General features: G+C 57.3%; 20 protein-coding genes and 2 tRNA genes. 19 read left to right on the top strand and 3 right to left on the bottom strand.

Annotation, left to right across the window (positions count from 1 at the left end):
* Positions 1–91: 91 nt before the first annotated feature.
* Positions 92–1,177 (bottom strand): NlpC/P60 family protein, encoded by a 1,086-nt coding sequence (locus tag OIM11_04595; protein ID HJJ00410.1) that lies wholly within the window; start codon positions 1,175–1,177, stop codon positions 92–94.
* A 238-nt stretch (positions 1,178–1,415) separates the two neighbouring features.
* Here OIM11_04595 and OIM11_04600 point away from each other — a divergent pair, with 238 nt between their 5' ends.
* The 17 genes from OIM11_04600 (at position 1,416) to OIM11_04680 (ending at position 17,313) form a co-directional block, all read left to right on the top strand.
* Positions 1,416–1,775, top strand: a complete 360-nt coding sequence (locus OIM11_04600; protein HJJ00411.1) for an Hpt domain-containing protein — start codon at positions 1,416–1,418, stop codon at positions 1,773–1,775.
* Between the two features lie 49 nt (positions 1,776–1,824).
* On the top strand, positions 1,825–3,531 hold the full coding sequence (locus OIM11_04605) for an EAL domain-containing protein (protein HJJ00412.1): 1,707 nt from the start codon (positions 1,825–1,827) through the stop codon (positions 3,529–3,531).
* Between the two features lie 173 nt (positions 3,532–3,704).
* The gene (locus tag OIM11_04610) at positions 3,705–4,289 is read left to right on the top strand and encodes a helix-turn-helix domain-containing protein (protein HJJ00413.1); all 585 of its coding nucleotides are present in this window, start codon (positions 3,705–3,707) and stop codon (positions 4,287–4,289) included.
* A gap of 17 nt (positions 4,290–4,306) precedes the next feature.
* Complete coding sequence (locus OIM11_04615; GenBank protein HJJ00414.1) at positions 4,307–6,082, top strand: AMP-binding protein; 1,776 nt, start codon at positions 4,307–4,309, stop codon at positions 6,080–6,082.
* On the top strand, positions 6,082–6,804 hold the full coding sequence (locus OIM11_04620) for a hypothetical protein (protein HJJ00415.1): 723 nt from the start codon (positions 6,082–6,084) through the stop codon (positions 6,802–6,804). The genes OIM11_04615 and OIM11_04620 overlap by 1 nt, the downstream gene beginning before the upstream one ends.
* Before the next feature lie 24 nt (positions 6,805–6,828).
* Entirely contained in the window at positions 6,829–7,035 is a 207-nt protein-coding gene (locus OIM11_04625) for a 4Fe-4S binding protein (protein HJJ00416.1), read from the top strand.
* Between the two features lie 4 nt (positions 7,036–7,039).
* Positions 7,040–8,104, top strand: a complete 1,065-nt coding sequence (locus OIM11_04630; protein HJJ00417.1) for a 3-methyl-2-oxobutanoate dehydrogenase subunit VorB — start codon at positions 7,040–7,042, stop codon at positions 8,102–8,104.
* Position 8,105: 1 nt separating this feature from the next.
* Positions 8,106–8,939 (top strand): thiamine pyrophosphate-dependent enzyme, encoded by an 834-nt coding sequence (locus OIM11_04635; protein HJJ00418.1) that lies wholly within the window; start codon positions 8,106–8,108, stop codon positions 8,937–8,939.
* A complete protein-coding gene (locus OIM11_04640; GenBank protein HJJ00419.1) occupies positions 8,939–9,475 on the top strand; it encodes a 2-oxoacid:acceptor oxidoreductase family protein in 537 nt (178 codons plus the stop codon). The genes OIM11_04635 and OIM11_04640 overlap by 1 nt, the downstream gene beginning before the upstream one ends.
* Positions 9,476–9,602: 127 nt before the next feature.
* A complete protein-coding gene (locus OIM11_04645) occupies positions 9,603–10,187 on the top strand; it encodes an XRE family transcriptional regulator (GenBank protein ID HJJ00420.1) in 585 nt (194 codons plus the stop codon).
* 18 nt (positions 10,188–10,205) lie between these two features.
* Positions 10,206–12,041, top strand: a complete 1,836-nt coding sequence (locus OIM11_04650) for an AMP-binding protein (protein HJJ00421.1) — start codon at positions 10,206–10,208, stop codon at positions 12,039–12,041.
* 346 nt (positions 12,042–12,387) lie between these two features.
* Entirely contained in the window at positions 12,388–13,047 is a 660-nt protein-coding gene (locus OIM11_04655; GenBank protein HJJ00422.1) for a recombinase family protein, read from the top strand.
* A gap of 162 nt (positions 13,048–13,209) precedes the next feature.
* The gene (locus tag OIM11_04660; protein ID HJJ00423.1) at positions 13,210–13,917 is read left to right on the top strand and encodes a zinc ribbon domain-containing protein; all 708 of its coding nucleotides are present in this window, start codon (positions 13,210–13,212) and stop codon (positions 13,915–13,917) included.
* 57 nt (positions 13,918–13,974) lie between these two features.
* Positions 13,975–14,814 carry a YARHG domain-containing protein gene (locus OIM11_04665; GenBank protein ID HJJ00424.1) on the top strand — a complete coding sequence of 280 codons (840 nt, stop codon included), beginning with the start codon at positions 13,975–13,977 and terminating at the stop codon, positions 14,812–14,814.
* A gap of 172 nt (positions 14,815–14,986) precedes the next feature.
* Positions 14,987–15,640 carry an N-acetylmuramoyl-L-alanine amidase gene (locus OIM11_04670; GenBank protein HJJ00425.1) on the top strand — a complete coding sequence of 218 codons (654 nt, stop codon included), beginning with the start codon at positions 14,987–14,989 and terminating at the stop codon, positions 15,638–15,640.
* Positions 15,641–15,679: 39 nt separating this feature from the next.
* Positions 15,680–16,501, top strand: coding sequence for a zinc-ribbon domain-containing protein (locus OIM11_04675; GenBank protein ID HJJ00426.1), 822 nt, complete (start codon positions 15,680–15,682; stop codon positions 16,499–16,501).
* Between the two features lie 128 nt (positions 16,502–16,629).
* Entirely contained in the window at positions 16,630–17,313 is a 684-nt protein-coding gene (locus tag OIM11_04680) for a M15 family metallopeptidase (GenBank protein ID HJJ00427.1), read from the top strand.
* Positions 17,314–17,354: 41 nt separating this feature from the next.
* On the opposite strand, the gene OIM11_04685 is transcribed toward OIM11_04680, so the two are convergent.
* Positions 17,355–19,619, bottom strand: a complete 2,265-nt coding sequence (locus OIM11_04685) for a DNA internalization-related competence protein ComEC/Rec2 (GenBank protein HJJ00428.1) — start codon at positions 19,617–19,619, stop codon at positions 17,355–17,357.
* Between the two features lie 125 nt (positions 19,620–19,744).
* The gene (locus tag OIM11_04690; GenBank protein ID HJJ00429.1) at positions 19,745–20,407 is read right to left on the bottom strand and encodes a helix-hairpin-helix domain-containing protein; all 663 of its coding nucleotides are present in this window, start codon (positions 20,405–20,407) and stop codon (positions 19,745–19,747) included.
* Positions 20,408–20,640: 233 nt separating this feature from the next.
* Here OIM11_04690 and OIM11_04695 point away from each other — a divergent pair.
* A tRNA-Gln gene (locus tag OIM11_04695) sits at positions 20,641–20,714 on the top strand.
* Between the two features lie 14 nt (positions 20,715–20,728).
* Positions 20,729–20,805: transfer RNA gene (locus OIM11_04700), tRNA-Glu, on the top strand.
* Positions 20,806–20,903: the final 98 nt, after the last annotated feature.

A 20,903-nucleotide genomic window follows, 5' to 3' on the forward strand; every position in this document is an offset into this window, starting at 1 on the left:
TGGGGCGATGCACGCGTTTTTCGCATGCACGACACATCATCTGAACGTTTTCTTAACAGCTTCTTCTCGAAACCTTCACATTAGCGAAGCTCTAGAAGCGCAGTGCGCACACCCAATTTCCGCCGCTACCATAGCTTACGACGGCTCCCGTATGCGGCGCGTGAATGTAGTTGGTGCCGCCGGTGGAGATGGCGACATGACCCGGACGCCATAGGATGTCACCAGGCGCGGCATCGCGTGGATTGAGACGCGCGCGAGCTGCGGCGTATTGCGACCTGTCGTAGTGGGGTAGGCTGATGCCGATTTGGCGATAGCACCACATGGTGAGACCAGAGCAGTCAAAGGTGTTGGGTCCCGATGCACCCCAGACGTAGGGGCATCCCAGGCGTGATACCGCATAGTCGACGACCGATCCATGCGAGGGGATGCTCGAGCCAGAGCTATATCCGCCGCCCGAGGAAGATGACGACGACGATGACGAGGAAGAAGGGCTCGACATGGAGGGCGTGTAAGCGGCGGATGCTGCTGCCTGGCGACGGGACTCCGCCTCGCGTTCCTGTGCGATGAGCTGCTGGTATTCGGAGCTTAGGCTATTGTACTCAGCCTGGTAGGCAGCTTCCTGGGCTTCGATGGAGGCCTTCAGGTCGGCCTGCGTGTCGAGCTCGGCCTGTGCGGCTTGCTCGTTGGCGTCGAGTTCGGCCTTGGCGGCATCAAGCTGTGCCTTCGTTGCCTTGGCGTCGTCCACGAGCGAGGCGTCCTCGGCATTGAGCTGGTCGAGCATGTCCCAGGTGCTCGCGAAATCATCGAAGGAGTTCGAACCCATGAGGACGTCCAGATACGAAGTGGCCCCCTCGCGATACATGGCAGTCGCCCTATTGCCGAGACGGCCTTGCAGGGAGGATATCTTCACGTTTGCCTCGTCGATCTTCACTTGGCATTCGGCGACCTTCGCTGCGGCGGCATCGTATGCGTCCTGCGCGGCGTTGAACTGCGCGACGGTTTGCTCAAGCTGCGATGTCATCGAGTCGAGGCGGGCCTTTGCCGCTTGAACCTCGGCACGCTTTTCGGCGCTCGTGACGGCATGTGCCGAGGGAGTGGCGACAAGGCTTGCGAGACCGGCTATGCCACCGGCGATGGCGGCGCCGAGGAATGACCTGCGGTTCAATGATTCTTCCATGTTTTTCACCCAACGTTTCGATTGGTGATGTGCGTTCCTCTGTTGAGGTTCGTATTTAAACAGCAACTCATGGGCCTCACAAGGTTTCGGGGCATTCCAGACAATTTCACCATGATTCACGATTGCGGAGGCGCTGGCGCGAGTTTCCCACCCGCTTGTCATAGCATGAGGGGCATGCCGACGAAGCGCCGCGCTGTTGGTATAGAATGAAAGACGCAAAGAAGAATTGCCCCATCGCATGAACGTAGGTGAGAAGATGGATATTGCCAAGCTCCAGGATGCCGGTATCGATTACGAGGACGGGCTTCGTCGCTGCGCTGGTAATGACACGCTCTACGAGCGCTTGCTTGGAATGTTTGCTCAGGATACCAACTACGCCGAGTCCCTCGAGGCTTTCGAGAAACAAGATTGGGACGGCCTCTTCTCTCATATGCACGAGATCAAGGGCATGAGCAGCAACCTCTCCATGACCGAGGTCTACGCGGACGCCGCAGAGATCGTCGCCTTGCTGCGTGCTCAGGATTACGATGCGATTGCTCCGGTTATCGACAGGCTCAGAAAGTCCTATGCCCTTGTGATCGAGGCTATCGGAGCCTGATTCGTCATGAAATCATCGCCCGTGCGGTTCGTGTTGGGACGGAGTGGCCGTGTACGATAAGACTATTCTTATTGCAGACAACTCGATAATCAATCGTATACAAATGGGTGGAATCCTCGCTTCCGAGTACAACATCCTCGAAGCGGATAATGGTCGCGATGCCCTCGACATCATGTGCGAGCGCGGTGAGCAGGGCATTGACGTTGTGTTGCTCGATTTGCACATGCCCGGACAGACCGGCTTCGACGTGCTCGCCGAGAAGCAGGCGAATCCCGCCATTGCGGATATTCCCGTTATCGTCATCACGGCAGATAGCGTGACCGCCGCCGAGGTACATGCGCTTGATGCCGGTGCCTCGGACTTCCTCACCAAGCCCATCGAGCCCGAAATCATGCGGCGTCGCATTCACCTTGTCATCAACGCGCGTGAGCTCGAGGAGCAGCGCGTGCGCGTGCGCATGCTCGAGGAAGCGGCTTGGATTACCGACCATGACGATTTGACGGGTCTCTACACGCGAAAGGCCTTCCTGCGGGAGATGCAGGACATGATCGCCGTTCATTCGGAGAAGAAGTATCTGCTCGTCGTCTGGGATTTCGAGAACTTCAAGACCTTCAACGAGCTATTCGGCACCGCTCTGGGCGATAGGATGCTTATTGCGGCGGCGCACTGCATGAACAGGCTCTTTGCCAATGGTGGCGTCTATGGGCGTCTGGGAAACGACAACTTCGCCTTTTGCCTCGAAGAGGGCGAAGCCGATGTCGAAGTCATTATCGAAAGCATCGCCGATGAAATCAGTTCCCTCCTTGCGCAAAGCAACATCGACTTCACGCCCTCGCTTGTTGCCGGCGTCAACCGTATCGAGGATAACGACGTCGAGGCCAGCGTCATGCTCGATCATGCCATGATGGCGCGCGACACGGTCAAGAGGGATTATGATCGTCATATCGCCTACTACAATTCCGAGCTCACCGAGCGCATGCTCGAGGAACAGGATATCCTCAACAACATGGAACACGCGCTCGAGAACGGCGAGTTCCATGTCCAGCTTCAGCCCGTCTACGATGTCGCGACAAATCTTCCCGTCAGCGCCGAGGCTCTCGTGCGCTGGCATCGTCCGGGGCATGGCATCGTTTCGCCTGGCATTTTCGTCCCGCTTTTCGAGGAGAACGGCTTCATTTCGAAGATGGACCACAACATCTGGGAGCAGGTCTGCCAGATTCTCGCGAGCCGTCGGGATAGGGGGCTTCCCGAGATTCCCATTTCGGTGAATCTCTCCAGGCGCAGCATCTTCAACGCATCGCTCTTCGATGAGATCGTCGCCCTTGTCGAGAAATACGATGTTGACCCGAAGCTGTTTCGCATCGAGGTCACGGAGTCGTCGTATACCGAGACCGTTGACCTGATCATCTCGATGGTCAAACGGCTGCAAGATTACGGTTTCACCGTCCTCATGGACGATTTCGGCAGTGGGTACTCGTCGTTTAACGCCTTCAGTGACATTCCCGTCAACATACTCAAGGCCGATATGGTCTTCATGCAAAACCTCGAGCGCAATTCGCGCGTTGCGAGCATATTCACTTCCATCGTGAACATGGCCCATGGTCTTGGGATTCCCGTCATCGCAGAGGGCGTGGAGACAGAAGAGCAATACGACTTCCTTCGCTCCGTTGGATGCGACTATGCCCAGGGATACTTCTGCGCTCGCCCCATGGACCCCGAGACCTTCGAGGACCATGTCAACGAGCGGCTTTCGTGAGTTTTTGCCGCCGAGCGCACAACAGCATGCATAGCTCCCCGTTGCGGAAAAGAACGCAGAGCGGCGTTTTGGCGTAGTTCCAAAAAAATAATGCGCCAATCGGAATTTTTTCTTGCATACCCCTCATGAAGGTGTATAAAAGTGACCATTACATTCAGAAAGGGAGGAACGCCATGAATCCGAACATCAAGGAAATAAGCAACCGGATTCGCTCGATGCGCGAGGACCTCGATCTGTCGCTCCAGGAGATGGCCGAGGCCACGGGGCGCACGGTTGCCGAGTACGCGGCGCAGGAGTCCGGCGAGGAGGACCTTTCCTTCACCTTCCTATACAAGTGCGCGAACATCTTCGGCGTTGACGTCATCGAGCTGCTCACCGGCGAATCCCCGCATCTGCGCGGCTATTCGCTCGTACGTGCCGGCGAGGGTCTCTCGATCAAGCGTCATGCCGGGTTCGAGTACCTGCACAAGGCACCACATCTCGGCAACAAGCTTGCCGAGCCCTTCCTCGTCACGATTCCCTACGTCGAGGAGGACCAGGACAAGCCCATTCACCTTTCCTATCATAAGGGGCAGGAGCTAGATTACATTATCTCGGGCCACCTTCGGTTTTCGTATGAGGGTCATACCGAAGATTGCGGCCCAGGTGACGTACTCATGTACGACTCGGCGCGAGGTCACGGACTTCTCGCCCTCGATGGCGAGCCGGTCGTACTCTTGGCTGTAGTAATAGAGCCATCTGACAAACAGGTAATCTAGCATTATGAGAAGGAACCATGAGAAACATAAACCTACGCTACGTAGAGGAGACCTACGCAAAAGATAAGACCCTCCAGTCTTTTTCGCTTCACTATCCCGATACCTTCAACTTCGGCTATGACATCGTCGATGACATAGCCGTGAATGACCCCACGCGCCGTGCCATGATCTGGTGCAACCCGGAAGGCGAGGAACACGTCTTCACCTTTGCGGACATGAAAACGTGGTCTGACAAGACGGCGAATTTCCTCAAATCGCTCGGCATTGGCAAGGGCGATATGGTCATGGTCATCGTCCGCCGTCACTACCAGTTCTGGTTCATCGCAACGGCACTCGCCAAGCTCGGTGCCGTCATGGTGCCGGCTACCTTCATGCTCAAGGAGCATGACCTCGAGTACCGCCTCAATAACTCGGAGGCAAAGGCCGTTATCGCGACCTCGGTGGGGGACATCGCCGACATCATCGACAACGTGCGCGAGAGCTGCCCGAGCGTCGAGTCGTTCATTCTCGTCAATGGCGCCGGTGGGGGAACGACGAAGTTCACCGAGAACGGAGAGCTCGACGTCGAGGAAGGTGCGCTCGTCGGCGGCGTGCTCAGTGGTCCCGAGGGCATCTGCGCCGCTTCGATCGACCGGGACGGTTGGATCGACTTCAACACCGGCGTGCGCAACGCGTCGCAAGACTTCGAGCACGTGCAGACCAACGTCTACGATCCCATGCTCATGTACTTCTCGAGCGGCACGTCGGGCAATCCCAAGATGGTCCTGCACAATTCGACCTACGCGCTCGGGCATATCCCGACCGCAAAGCATTGGCATAACGTGCGACCCGACGGCATCCACTTCACGATCGCCGACACGGGCTGGGGCAAGGCCGTATGGGGCAAGTACTATGGTCAATGGATCATGGAGGCGTGCGTCTTCACGTATGACTTCGACCGTTTCCATCCAGCCGAAATCCTCAACCTCATAGACAAGTACCAGATCACCACGCTGTGCTGTCCGCCCACGATGTATCGCCTGATGATGCAGGAGGATTTCGAACGCTTCGACCTCTCGTCACTCGAGTACTCCACCACGGCGGGCGAGGCCCTCAATCCCGACCTCTTCGACTTCTGGAAGGCCAATACGGGTCTTACCATCTTCGAGGGCTTCGGTCAGACCGAGACGCCGCTTACCTGCGCGAACCTCACCCATTCGGTTCCGCGCCCCGGTTCGATGGGCAAACCCAACCCGCTCTACGAGCTCGAGATAAAGCGCGAAGACGGCAGTCGCTGTGACGTTGGCGAGACGGGTGAGATCTGCATCAAGATGGACCCGCGTCCCGAGGGCATCATGATGGAGTACTACCGCAACCCGGAGAAGACCGACGATGCCATTTACGATGGCTGGTATCACACGGGCGATATGTGCTGGAGCGACGAGGACGGCTTCTTCTGGTACGTCGGCCGCAACGACGACGTCATCAAGTCGAGCGGCTATCGCATCGGCCCCTTCGAAATCGAGAGCGTGCTCCTGGAGCATGACGCGGTTCGCGAGTGCGCCGTCACGGGTGTCCCCGATCCGGTTCGTGGCAAGGCCGTGAAGGCGACCGTCGTTCTGGCCGATGGCTACGAGCCCTCGGATGCGCTTACGACGGAGCTGCAGCGTTGGGTGAAGCGTCGCACCGCTCCATATAAGTTCCCGCGCATCGTCGCCTATGTCGACGAACTTCCCAAGACCGTCAACGGCAAGATCCGCCGCGCCGCGATTCGCGATAACGACGAGAACGAGAACAAGGACGGTCTGGTGTAATGTCGCATATGCCAGGGAGCCTCGAGGCGGCACTCGCACCCATCACGATCGTTGCCGGACACTATGGATCGGGCAAGACGAATTTCTCCGTCAACCTTGCGCTCGACCTCGTTGAGGCGAGACGTGAGGTGACGCTTGTGGACCTCGACATCGTCAATCCGTACTTCCGTGCGAGCGAGCAGCGCGCGCTGCTCGAAAGCGCCGGTGTGCATCTCGTCGCCCCCGTCTTCTCCGAAGCCGGGACAAGCCTCGACGTGCCAAGCCTCACGGGCGCCATCATGCCTACGCTTGAGGACGCAAGCGAGGAGCATCTCGTCATCGTCGACTTGGGTGGAGATGACGTGGGGGCAGGTTCGCTGGCCCGCTTCTCGGCAGCCGTGCGCAGGCAAGGCCATGCGGTGCTCTACGTGCTCAATCGCCACCGTAACCTCATGGCAGACCCGCACGATGCGGTCGAGAACCTGCGTGAAATCGAGGCGGCGACGCATCTGCAGGCGACGGGCCTCATCGACAACGCGCACCTCAAGGACGAGACGGACCTTGATGCCCTGATGGATGCTGACGCCTATGCCCAGACGGTAAGCGAGCTCTGCGGCTTGCCGCTCGTGGCAAAAACCATCCCCGAATCGCTCGTTGAGGATGGTAAAGAGGCATTCGCGGAGACCAAGCTTGCCTCGTTGGTCTATCCTATACGTCTATATGTCAAGAACCCCTGGGAATAATCGGGTCGAGAAAGGAGCTTACACATGGCGAAAATGATCGTTGACGATGCATTTTGCAAGGGCTGCGGCCTCTGCGTCGATGCATGTCCCGTGCACATCGTCGAGCTCGACCAGGACAAGATAACGGATAAGGGCTACCATCCGGCGCATTGCATCGATATGGATAGGTGCACGGGATGTTGCTCGTGCGCGCTCATGTGCCCCGATGTCGCGATTACGGTCTGGAGGTAGCACGATGTCAGAGAAAGTGCTCATGAAGGGAAACGAGGTCTTGGCAGAAAGCGCCATGCGCGCCGGCTGCAAGCACTTCTTCGGGTATCCCATCACGCCCCAAACGGAGCTGTCCGCCTACATGTCCAAGCACATGCCCAAGATCGGCGGCACCTTCCTGCAGGCCGAGAGCGAGGTCGCGGCCATCAACATGGTCTACGGCGCTGCTGCCGCAGGCGCACGCGCGATGACCTCCTCATCGTCGCCTGGCATCTCGCTCAAGAGCGAGGGCGTTTCCTACATTGCCGGTGCCGATCTTCCCGCCGTCATCATCAACGTCATGCGTGGCGGTCCGGGCCTTGGTTCCATCCAGCCCTCCCAGTCCGATTACTGGCAGGCTACCAAGGCACTCGGACATGGCGATTTCCAGATGGTCGTCTACGCACCCTCGACCGTGCAGGAGATGGCCGATTACACCTACAAGGCCTTCGACATCGCCGACGAGTACCGCATGCCCGTCATGATCTTGGCCGACGGCCTACTTGGCCAGATGATGGAGCCGGTCGAGCTGCGCGACCCCATCGAGAAACTTCCCGAGCGCCCCTGGGCCTGCACGGGACACAACAACGAGCGCGAGCACAACGTCGCGAACTCGCTCTACCTCACGGCCGAGGACCTCGACCGCATCAACCATGAGCGTTTCGAGCGTTATGAGCTCATCAAGGAACGCGAGCAGATTTCGGAGGAGTTCCTCTGCGATGACGCCGACATCATCGTCGTCGCCTTCGGCGCGGCGGCGCGTATCGCGCGCAATGCCGTGCGAGCCGCTCGTGAGCAGGGTATCAAGGCGGGCCTTTTCCGTCCTGTGACGCTTTGGCCGTTCCCGGTCGATGCGCTCGAGAAGACCGTCGGCCATGCCAAGGGCTACCTCACGGTCGAGATGAACATGGGCCAGATGGTCGAGGACGTGCGTCTCGTCATTGCCGGCCGTGCCCCCGTCGAGTTCTATGGACGTACGGGTGGCGTCATCCCGACGCCTGGCGAGGTGCTCGACGCCATTGTCGCCTTCGACCAGAAAGTGGGTGAGTAGCATGGCGGAAAAAGAGGAGAAGGTTGTCTTCGAGCGCCCCAATGCGCTGCTGCCTGTCGTTACCAACTTCTGTCCGGGTTGCACCCACGGTATCGTGCATCGCCTTGTCGCCGAGACCATCGACGAACTCGGCATCGAGGGCAAGACCGTCGGTGTGACGCCCGTTGGCTGCTCGGTCATGGGCTACAACTTCTTCGGCTGCGATATGGTCGAGGCCGCCCATGGACGTGCTCCTGCGGTGGCGACGGGCATCAAGCGCGTGCTGCCGGATAACGTCGTCTTCGCCTATCAGGGCGATGGCGACCTTGCATCCATCGGCACGGCCGAGACGGTGCATGCCGCAACGCGCGGTGAGAACATCACCATCATCTTCATCAACAACGCGATCTACGGCATGACCGGTGGTCAGATGGCCCCGACGAGCCTGCCGCACCAGGTCACGCAGACCTCGCCCTACGGACGCGACACCTCGAGCGCAGGCTACCCCGTGCGCATCTGCGAGATGCTCGCCACGCTCGACGGCCCTGCGTATCTGGAACGTGTCGCCGTGGATACGCCGGCAAACGTGCGCAAGGCCAAGAAGGCCATCAAGAAGGCATTCCAGAACCAGGTGGACGGTGTGGGCTATTCGCTCATCGAGGTCGTCTCGACCTGCCCGACCAACTGGGGCATGACGCCGCAGGATTCCTTCACGTGGATGCGCGAGAACATGCTGCCGTATTATCCGCTTGGCGTGTATCGTGACGTGCTCGCAGAGGGCTACGAGAGCGTTGCCGCTGCCGCGACCGAGCGCGCCAAGGACAGCAAGATCGTCGCCGAGGGAGGTGCGCAGTAATGAATCAGGAAATGCGTTTCATCCTCTCTGGCTTTGGTGGACAGGGTCTGCTCTTCGGCGGCAAGGTCATTGCCTACGCTGGTCTCATCGAGGACCGTCAGGTTTCGTGGCTGCCCTCGTACGGCCCCGAGATGCGAGGCGGAACCGCGAACTGCTCGGTGACGCTTGCCGACGAGCCCATTGGCTCGCCGCTCATCACCAATCCCACGGCGGTCATCGCCATGAACCAGCCATCGGTCGACAAGTTCGAGGATGCCATCGTGCCTGGTGGCATCATGGTCATCGACAGCGCGCTTACCAACAACGGTCCGTCGCGTAGCGACATCACCTCGTTCATGATTCCCGCGACCTCGGCTGCCGAGGAAGAGGGACTCAAGGGTCTCGCGAACATCGTGTGCGTGGGCAAGCTCTGGGCCGAGACGCAGTTCTGCGCGCGCGAGACGCTTGATGCGGCTATCCGCAAGGCCGTCCCCGCACGCAAGGTCGAGATGGTCGATAAAAACCTAGCCGTACTTGAGCTTGGCATAGCTATGTGATGAGCCCGACATGGTCTATTGTGGACGGCTCCTCAATGTGGGGAGCCGTTCTTGGATATACGTGGTACTGTATGGGATTTACTCGCTTGGATGGCGAGTGAAGAATAGCAAGGATAAGGAGAAAGGCATGAGCGAAGAAGCAAACAACAAGCTGGGAAACAAAATCACGACCCTGCGCGAGGCGCATCACCTTACGCAGCAGGATCTGGCAGATCGCTGCCAGTGCGAGCTCGAGACCATCGTTGGCCTTGAGAACGGCGAGCTTCCCCCTTCGCTAGCGCCCCTTATCAAGATCACGCGCGCTCTTGGCGTGCGTCTTGGCACGCTCATGGATGACGATGAGGCTTTGGGGCCCCTGTACATCTCGTCCGAGCAAATGGAGGAGGTCACGCGCCTCAAGAGCCTCGAGACGAATAACGATGCGGGCGATTTGTCCTACTTCAGCCTAGCTGCCGGCAAGCCATCGCGTCATATCGATCCCTTCATCATCACCGTCGATCCTTCTGGCGAGACGAGTCACAAGCTCGTCGGCCACGAGGGCGAGGAATGGCTCTATGGCATGGAGGGCGAGATCGAGATCGAGTATGGCAAGGAGCTTTTCGTATTGCATCCCGGCGAGTCCATCTACTACGACTCCATCGTTCCGCATGAGGTTCGTGCCCATGACGGCCAGAAGGCGAAGTTTCTCGCCGTCGTATATACGCCGGTTTAGAAGGGGGCGTTGCTGACAATGACAAAGGTTATGGAGGAATCTCCCGCCTACATGGCAACGGACCACCTCGTCGCGGAAAACGGGTGGACCCAGGAGGAGATTGACTTTCGCCTCGAGCGCGCGGAGGAGATCATGCATCCGTCTGCGCGCGAGGATGGTAGCGTTCCGCAGTTTGGTGACCAGGACTACCCGTTGCTCTCCGAGATGACGCTCGGCGATTACCTGCGCTTCCAGACTGCGATCGATCCCGATCATGAGTTTATGGTCTACCCCGATCGCGACTTGCGCTGGACCTATGCGGAGTTCAACGACAGGACCGACCGCCTTGCGCGCGGCATGCTCTACATCGGCATGCGCCCAGGCGATCATCTGGGTGTCTGGGCTCGCAATATTCCCGACTGGGTCACCTTCATGTACGCCTGCGCCAAGATCGGTGTCGTCATGGTTACGATGAATCCGGTCTTCAAGTCCAACGAGCTCGATTACGTGCTCAAGCAAAGCGATATGAAGGCGCTTTGCATCATCGACCAGTATCGCGACATCGATTACAAGGGAATTATTCGTGACCTCGTGCCGGAATCCCTCACACAGCAGCGTGGCTATCTCAACACAGAGGAATACCCCTTCCTCAAGAACCTCATTTACATGGGGCCCGAGAAGCATCGCGGTTTTTACAATGTGCCCGAGCTGCTCCTGCTTGGCGAATACGTCGATGCCGAGGAGCTCGTGAAGGTCACCCAGTCCTTCGATAACAACGATTGCTGCATGATGCAGTACACGAGTGGCACGACGGGCTTTCCCAAGGGCGTCATGCTCACGCATCGCAACATCCTCAACGACGGATTCTTCATCGGCGAGGGCATGAAGCTCACGCCCAACGATCGTGTATGCCTGCCGGTACCGTACTTCCACTGCTTTGGCTGCGTGCTTGGCATCATGGCCATACTCACGCACCGCTGCACTATCGTGGGCATCGAGGATTTTGACGCCGAGATGGTCCTGCGCGGCATTGACCGCGAGAAAGCCACCGCGGTGTATGGCGTCCCCACCATGTACATCGCCGAGCTCAACCATCCCGATTTCGACAAGTACGACATGTCCTCTCTGCGCACCGGCATCATGGCCGGCTCACCTTGTCCTCCCGCGACCATGCAGGAGGTCATCGACAAGATGAACATGCGCGACATCACCATCTGCTACGGACTCACCGAGACAAGCCCGGTGTTCACGCAGACGAGCGTGGATGACGATGTCGAGCACAAGTGCACGACGGTGGGTCGCAAGCATCCACCGGTATCGGTCAAGGTTGCCGATGTCAACACAGGTGAGCCCTTGGGTCCGGGCCAGCACGGCGAGCTGTGCTGCCGCGGCTACAACGTCATGAAGGGCTACTACAAGATGCCCGAGGAGACAGCCGAGGCCATCGATGAGGACGGCTATCTGCACTCCGGCGACATGGGCACGATCGACGAGGAGGGCTACTTCCGCGTCACGGGTCGCATCAAGGACATGATCATCCGCGGCGGCGAGAACATCTATCCGCTTGAGGTCGAGAACTTCCTGCTCACGATGCCCGGCGTTCTCGACGCGCAGGTCGTGGGCTGCCCCGACGAGAAGTACGGCGAGGTCGTGACCGCCTTCATTCGCACGCGCGAGGGCTACGAGGACATGACGCAGGAGGACGTGCGCGAGTACGCGATCCCGCGTATCGCCCGCTTCAAGGTGCCCAAGTTCGTGTTCTTCGTCGACGAGTTCCCCATGAACCCGGCCAACAAGATCCAGAAGTTCAAGCTGCGCGATATGGCCAAGGAGCTCACCGGTCGCACGGATCAAGAGGTCTTTGACGAGGAATAGCGTTTGGGGCACGCGCGATGTGCCCCAAACGAACATCTCTGTCGCTTTCTGACGAAAAGCGAACGTTGGGGCACGTTTCATGTGCCCCAAACGAAATGCTTCGTCACGCCGCAGAGGCGCGCATGAGCTTGGGAGTGTCGTCTTTCTCATTTCCCATCGTTGCATTGTCACCTGTATGCACATCCCTGGTATGGGTTAGTGCATACAGGTGCTTTCGTTTTAGCGGAGTATCCGATGATTCAAGAACGAGATAACGCCTTGCGCATGCATCTCACGCTTGCATGACTGCGCTCCACGGTGACATAACGCCAAGACGTTATGTCAGAACCGTGTAAGGAGTGAGCAAATGGACAAGGGAAACAATACATATGGGTATGCGCGCGTGTCGGCCCGGGACCAGAATCTTGCGAGGCAATACGAGGCGTTGCGTCGCTTTCCGATTGAAGAGCGTTTCATATACGCCGATACGGCCAGTGGAAAGAACTTCGACCGTCCTTCGTATGTGCGCCTCATGCATATGATGCAGCCCGGTGACGTCATGGTCATCAAGAGCATCGATCGGCTCGGGCGCAAGTATGACGAGATCATCGAGCAATGGCGCACCATTACCAAGCAGATGGGGTGCGCGATTGTGGTGCTTGATATGCCATTGCTTGATACACGAAGACAGGCGGATGGACTGACCGGCGCCTTTATAGCAGACCTCGTCTTGCAGGTCCTAAGTTATGTGGCGCAAATCGAACGTGAGAATATCAGGCAGCGCCAGGCAGAGGGCATCGCCCTGGCCAAGGCCCGCGGCGTGCGTTTTGGTCGTCCGGCGATCGAGCGCCCAGAAATCTATGGCAAGGTCAGTTGGCAGGTCATCCATGGGGAACTTTCGCGCGGGGAAGCAGCTCGGGTCTCCGGTGTGAGCGTTACGACCTTTGAGAAATGGATGGATGCGGACAACCCAGGATGGCGACATCTATCAAAAGGTGCACGTAACGAAGGGCATCACTGTAGATAAGCGGGGAAGGAAACCTCCGTTTGCCAAATAAAGGTAGACATATACGGGAAACCAAAAGTTGGCGATCGGGTCAGTGAGTCTAAGGCGTTTCCCAATGTAAAGGCATTATACGTGCTCGCTTTGCCTTTTCCCGTATATGTCTACCTTTGTGGAGGATGCGCTATGTACTGTTACTCATGTGGTAAAGAGAATAGTGATACTGCCAAGTTTTGCAAGTATTGTGGTACGAGAATGCCCGATGTAGGCGGAGCAGCAAACAATCCAAACGCCTCAAATCAATCGTCGCAGACATTTCAAGGTGCGCCTGGTACTCCGAACATTAATATGCCGCAGATTTCAGTAGATGCCTTTACCAATAACGAGAATGTAAGGAATGCAGTTTCTTCTAAGGTATGCACTGATAAGCGTTTGAATCTTTTTTTCGGCGTGGGGCATATTGCTCTTTTGCTCCTTACGTTTCTTCCCTGGTACAAAGCGGGAATAACTGATTGGAGCCCTTACTCAATGATTAAACAGCTTGTCGATTCTATCTCCCAGGGAGGGGGAGATATGCAGTATAAAATCGGCACCGTACTGGTTGTGATGGGTATCGGTATTATCATTCTTTCTAGTATCTACGGTGCATACATGCGATTTGCAAAATCCCGCACTGCAAATATAGCGAATATCGCTGCGGTTTTAGCATGCGTGATGGTTTTTGCCGGGGGTTTCATAATCGGATCATCTGAAGGCGTTAATGCGAGTGGAACAATTAATCCTATCTATGGGTTCTACATCACTTTCCTTCTTTCTATTGTGCTCTCTATTTTGGGTTCAGGCCGGATTGACGTGCAGAAGTATCTGAATGGAAATGGCGCTCCGAGACAGTAAACACAGGGGCTTGCCAAGTTCTTGCCTCATATAGCCCGGGGAGGGAATGGAATACATATGTTTTGTCCCAATTGCGGCATGGAAACCGAGGGCGATTCTGTTTTCTGCGATAACTGCGGCGCATCCCTTCTTGATGATGCGGGCGCTTCAGCTGTCCAAATGCCTTCGTCGCCTCCCTATGCTAACCAACCGGTCATGACACCGCCGGCGCAGCCTGTTCAGCAGATGCCGGCTCAGAAGAAGTCCAAGGCACCGCTGATAATTGTCATAGTCGTTCTTGTTCTTGTCATTGCGGGCATCGCAATCGCCTTCGCGATGGGAGGAGGAGACGGCAAGAAAGCGTCATCTGACGCCATCGAGCATCAGGTCGTCTTCGAGACTTACGGCGGCTCTCAGTATAAGGATGCGACCTTTAAGACCGGAACCATTATCGATACGCCGAATAATCCGGCACGAGCTGGATCGACATTCGAGGGTTGGTTTGCCGACGCGACGTTCACTGAGCCGGTCACGTTTCCGTACACCATTGCCGCCGAAGATCCGGAGACCATTACGTTTTATGCGAAATGGAGCGAAAACGCCTCAGCGAGTGCCGCTACTGGATCGATGGATTACATGAGTGACACCACCAGCGTACTTCCTCTCAGCAGTACGACGTATCTGACTGAGGCAGACTTGCGCTTGCTGACATCCGATCAGCTTCAGCGGGCGATAAACGAAATCTATGCGCGCAACGGCTACATATTCCAGCAGTCCATTACGGAAAAGCAATATTTCGAATCGAGGCCGTGGTATCGGGGGACGGAACTCAACCAGGATGTCGTGAAAGCGCGGTTCAATCAATTCGAAGACGCTAACGTCAGGCTTTTGCAATCCTATAGGGACAGCCATTTCTAGGCTTCCGAGGTGAAGTGAGATGGCCCTATCGGGAGATGGTTCCGCAATTCGTTCCAGGTCGGCATGGGCTCGCGCATGTGCGTGGAGCGTGCGGGTCGCCGTTGCACTCGGAGTCTTTGCCTGTCTGACGGGATGCAGCCTGCCCTGGCAGGGAGACTCTGATGTGGAATCGATGGCGGACGAGAAACACGAAGTCTATGTCCCCGTCGTTGTCGAGGAATCTGAATCTGCGGACACGATGTCGGTAGATGCCGATGCCCTTCTTGCCGATCTTGACCTGACTGTTAGCTATCGACCTTCTCTGTCACATGGTCCCAAGACGGGGGAGTATCAGAAATACATAGTGCTCCACGATACCGAGGGAGACGGATCTCCCATGTCGGTAATCGATTGGTGGGAGGGAAACGGCAACCTCGTCGCTGCGCAGTTTGTCGTGGGCAAGGATGGTTCGATCGTGCAATGCGTTCCCCTTGATGAGATCGCCCACCATGCTGGTTATGGAAATGCCGGACATAACGCGTTGTACGGAATCGTCGAAGACGGCAGGGATGACATGTTGGGCACACAGCCAATCGGGCTTCCCGACTATGGTATGAACGCCTGGTCCATAGGCATTGAACTGGTGCATAGCGGCGATACGACACCATATCCGGAAGCCCAACTCGTCGCGCTCGACAAGCTCATTGCCTATATCGACGCCTACTACGGATTCGAAAGCACGATCATCGACCATAAGGACTGGCGCGAGGGAAATAGCGATACGTCAAGCGCCTTTTCCGCATACCTGTCCAATTACAAGCAGGCAAGGACGCATACGGGCCTATAGACGATTGGCAACCATGGGTAATGGATGGAGGACGAGAGCATGAGCGAGCTGTTTTGCGTAAACTGTGGTAATCGTTTGGAACCGGGAACCGTGTTCTGCGAGAATTGCGGAACGCCGGTCGAAGACGAGGTGGGGCAGGCCTCTGCGGCACCCCCTCCCCAAGGCACCCCAGTGCACCCTCATGCTCCTGTTGCCAACGGCGGACAGTCCGGACAAGCCTCCAGAAAGTGGCCTATCTTCGTCGTTATCGCCATTGTCGCCATCGCAATTATCGTTGCCGTCGTCATCTTCACACAAGGTGAAAAGCCTGCGGAAAGCGAAGACGGGGCTATCGAGCAATCTCAGGAGCAGAGTTCTTCCGCGAGCAGCTCGGCTTCCACGGATTCCTCCTACGTCGCCGCGCCATCGGTTGTCGCATCGGCGCCGGTGTTTACGACGGTCGAGACTTCTTCGGTCCTTGCTCCCGATAGCACGACGTCGAATTACGGCGGCATAAATGTCGTCGATGGTCTTGCGGAGACTGCGTGGAATGAGGGAGCGGCTGGTGATGGGACGGGCGAATGGCTAGAGTTAATCGCACCCTCTCCGCAGCGCGTGTCCTCTGTGAGCATCATGGGTGGATATCCCAAGCCCTACCGCGACGGATCGGATGTCTATTACAAGAACAACCGCCCGAGGCAGATAACCATTTCCTACGATGGCGGCTCGCAGTCGTTCATGCTGCAGGATTTGCGCGGGCAGTTCCAGACCTGTACCCTTTCGCATCCCGTCGAGACGACGTTCGTCCGCATTACGATTAACTCGGTATACAAGGGTGCGAACTATGACGACTGTTGCATTGCCGAGGTAAAGGTCTCATGAGAAGGGGCCTGACAGTTCTTGTCATGACTGCGGCGCTGGCAGTTTGTCTGCTCTCATCCGGATGCGCGGGCAATGATGATTTGCGAGAATCTGCAGATTCATCTTCGCATGTTGTCGTGCAGCCCGAGATGCTAACTCCGCAAAGGGTGATCGACACACCCGATCCCGCTGATCTGCCTGCAGAGACGATGCTGACTTCCGAAGAGGTTGCCGCTTATGGGGAGGACGCGTGCTTTACCGTGAGCGCTATCTCTGACGACGTGTTTGCGCGCATGGTCGGCAAAACTTATAAGAGTAACTGTACCATTCCCCGTGACGAGCTGCGTTATATTCGCGTGCTTCACAAGAACATCGATGGCGATATCCTCACGGGCGAGATTGTCATGCACGAGTCTGTTGCAAATGAAATATGCGAGATATTCCACGAACTCTATCGGGCGGACTATCCGATAGAGCGCATGCGCCTCGCTGATGATTACGACGCCGATGACAGGGCGAGCATGGGGGACAACAACACGTCTGGCTTTAACTTCCGTCTTGTCGAAGGGACAGACCATCTCTCTAACCATGCGAGGGGACTCGCACTTGACATCAATCCGTTTTATAACCCCTATTGCATACCGAGTACGGGCTATGTCTCACCGCCGGGTGCGCAAGACTATGCCAACAGGTCTGCCGATTTTCCCTATAAGATCGCGGAAGGCGACCTGCTCTACACCCTTTTCATGGAGCATGGTTTTAGATGGGGCGGCCATTGGAATAGTCCGAAGGACTATCAGCATTTTGAGAAAAACGGCGCCGTAATATATTAAGGTGATGTTAGGAATAGATTGTTTTCGAAAATCTTCATCATCTATCGCTCCGGTGTCACGCGCATTCCCGTGCTGGAGAAGCCAACGCTGATAGCCCCTTGCTTGTCGGTGCGGTAGATACGTACTCCGTGGTCTTCGAGCATCTTTACGGTCTCGGTGCTGGGGTGTCCGTACTTGTTATCGGCTCCCACGCTGATGAGCGCGATCTCGGGGGAAAGCCCTGTGAGCTGTTCGTCTGTCAGGCCGCCCTTGCTGCCGTGATGGGCGACCTTGAGAAAGTCGATATCGCCTACCTGCGATACGACACGATCTAGCGCCTCGCTTTCGGCATCGCCTGTGAGCAGCCCGCGCGCCTCGGCATTGCCGTCACCGTCCGCGTCGAACTCGAGCAACCCGACGAGGCTATCCTCGTTCTCGCTCTTTCCGCCGTCTTGTGGCGCAATGATATCGAGGGAAAACCGTCCAGCCCGCAAGGTGGTACCAGGGCGCACGCCCTCGGCTTCGCGTCCGTTCGTCACCCAGCGTGCGGATTCGAGAACCTTCTCCATGAAAGCCCGGCCGATCAAGTCTGCATGCACGTATACGTGATCGACCGCGACGACACCAGCGAGCTTCTTGAGCGCTCCGGCATGGTCGGCGTCCTTGTGACTGATGATGACGGCATCGAGGTGCGTGATGCCCTGCTCGGCAAGTTCGCGCAGGAGCACATCCCCTTGTTCGCCTGTATCCACGAGGATGCTGGCCGCCTTGCTCTGGATAAGGATGCTATCGCCTTGTCCCACGTTGAGCATCACCATGCGTGTATCTGCTGTCTGCCATGGTCTTGTCGATTGTCCAAAACCCAGAAGAAGAACGAGCACGATGGGCACTATGAGGGCGGCGCATGTCTTGAGAAGCTTGTTGCGCGGCAGGGGAGGGCCCTGTCTTCTCTCGGGGTCTACACTACGTTGAGGAAGTGGCCAAAACACCCACAGCGCGACGAACAGAACGCAGAACAAGGCTGCAATTGCGTGCGTAGCGTTCGAAAGGGGAAGGCACGCAAGCGGCATATCGGCAAGCATGCGCACGAGTGCGGCACAGCATGATGCAAGGGTCGCCGCGATTTGCAGTAACAGGACTCCGAGAGGAGCGAAGACGCTGCCGGTAACGAGCGCGATGATACCGAGACAAAGCATGCCGGTGACAAGAGGCGCTGCGAGCAAGTTGGCTACAGGTGATATGAGCGGCAACTGCGCGAATTGCGTCACGGTCATCGGGAGCGTGGCAGACGACGCGACGATGGTTGCCGCCACTGATGAGACGAGACTCGGGGGAAGTCGCGGCAGCGCATGCCCGAGCCAGCAATCAGCAAGCCTGGCGAAGATGATGAGTCCAAGCACCGAGAGTACGGAGAGCTGGAATCCGAGGGAGAAGGCTATGGGCGGGGAGAGGCCAAGGAAGACGAGTGCGCACAGAGACAGCGCGCTCAGTGCCGAAGCGCGCGTCTTGAGCGCCCCCAGGACAAGGGCAACCGAGCACATCGTGGCGGCACGCAAAGCTGACGGGGCAAAGCCTGTAATCGCCACGTAGATAATGAGGCCAATGATAAGTACGGCGCTACGAACCTTGCGCCGCAGGGGGCTTCTCGCGAGCAATGCGGAAAGCAACATCGTCACGATGGCAAGATGCGTACCCGAGACGGCCATGAGATGCGCAAGTCCCGTTGTCTGGAACGCTTGCTCAAGCTCGGAACCGGCATAGAGCGTTCGGTTTCCGAGCAAGATCCCGGCAAGCAGGCCCGCTGCATCACCTTCAATCGAGGCAACGCGCGCGAAGGAGTCGTCGCGAAACGCGGTCACGAATCCGCGCAAGCCCGGAGAATATCCGAGCTCCTCGACGTGCGATGCTCGCAGCATGCCCGCAAAGCCGTTGCGATGGTTCCATCGGCCGCCATCGTCAAGTTTGGGAGATGATACGTTGCCCGTGACGGCGATGCGATGTCCCGCAGCGAGTGGCTCGGCACCTTCGGGCCAGATGAGCCGCATACTGATGCTACCGGCATTGCAGTTTATGCGCGCTGTCGAGATGGTGCCGTAATCTCTTGCTGCCGGATCTCCCGTCAAGTCAAGCTCGAGTGTCGGAGTCTGCTCAAGAAGGGTGGGAAGACGTTCGACGTCTTTGGCCCATCCGCCCCACCAGAAAAGCCCGCATATACATACGCTTATGAAGGCGATGCAGACGACCGCGAATCCATGATGCTTGATGGCAAGAATGATCGTGCCAATGGCAACCAGGACAATGAGGCACATAAGAAGAACGGCCGCCATGCGTGCGTCTGCATAGAGTTGCCAGCACAACTCCTCCGAGAGGCAGACTGCAATCCAAGCCGAGAGAGCGGCAAGCAGGAGAGGTGGCAATGATGGGCGTGAGGGAAGGTCTCTCTCATGGGAGCTCATACGCAGATCTTGTCCTTGAGGTTCTCGAAGCGGGTCTCGCCAATGCCCGAGACTTCCTTGATGTCCTCGATTGAGGAGAAGCGCCCCTTCGACTCGCGATAGTCGATGATACGTCCCGAGAGGGCAGGCCCCACACCCGAGAGCTCCTGTAGTTCTTCGGCGCTTGCCGTGTTGATATTGATCTTCCCATCTCGCTTCGATGATGGCATCGCAGCTTTTGAGACAGCGCTCGTTGCGCCCTGCGTCTCTTCGATGGTGGGGACGAAGATTTGCTCGCCATCGGAGAGTTTCTGCGCGAGGTTGGTTGCTCCTGGTTGGGCGTCTGAGGCAAATCCGCCCGCTGCCTCTATGGCCTCGCCTACACGCGAATCAGCTGCAAGCGTATAGAGTCCGGGCGCGTTGACGGCACCCTCGACGTCGATCACGATTTCGGCCTGCGTAGGGGCCGTTTGCTGCACGTTCGCGTCTGGTGCCTCCTGCTCTTGATTTGTGGCTACGACATAATCCGCATTTGCACGAGGCCAGAACTGCCAGATACCGGCAAGGATGAGTACGAGCCCGATGATGAGGATGCCTGCAAGAACGGGGCGGGGTAGCTCGGCCAGTCCTGCCTGCCTTAGGAGAGAATGTGCTCTGAGCTTTGCTTCCTCGATGTTCATGGCACCTCCATCATGCTTGCATTGCAGCGTGATGGTAGACGTGGGGCATCCGAGCAAACCACCCCGAGAATCTGAGCAAAACCAGACCATATTCGGAGAGAATTCGGACTTGACGGGTGCGCCATGATGCCGTCAGGCCAATACCGCAAAATTAATCGAGTCTTTCGCTTGACGTGGCCTGTGCGATTCCGTAATATGCAATCTCGCGCCACACAGGGTTCGGCACTTGTTACTGGGGTGTCGTCTAATGGTAGGACAGCGGATTCTGGTTCCGTCAGTGAGGGTTCGACTCCTTCCACCCCAGCCAATGGCGCATGAAATGGCCCGTTCGTCTAGCGGTTTAGGACGCCGCCCTCTCAAGGCGGAGATCACCGGTTCGAATCCGGTACGGGCTGCCAAAGATGACGCAGGTCAGGGCATGTAAAAGCTCTGGCCTGCTTTCTTTTCCCGGCTCGTTCGGTGCAAAAGAAGTGCAAACTCATTTTCGTCTCCCGCG

Source organism: Coriobacteriaceae bacterium, assembly GCA_025992705.1.
Classification (GTDB): Bacteria; Actinomycetota; Coriobacteriia; order Coriobacteriales; family QAMH01; genus QAMH01.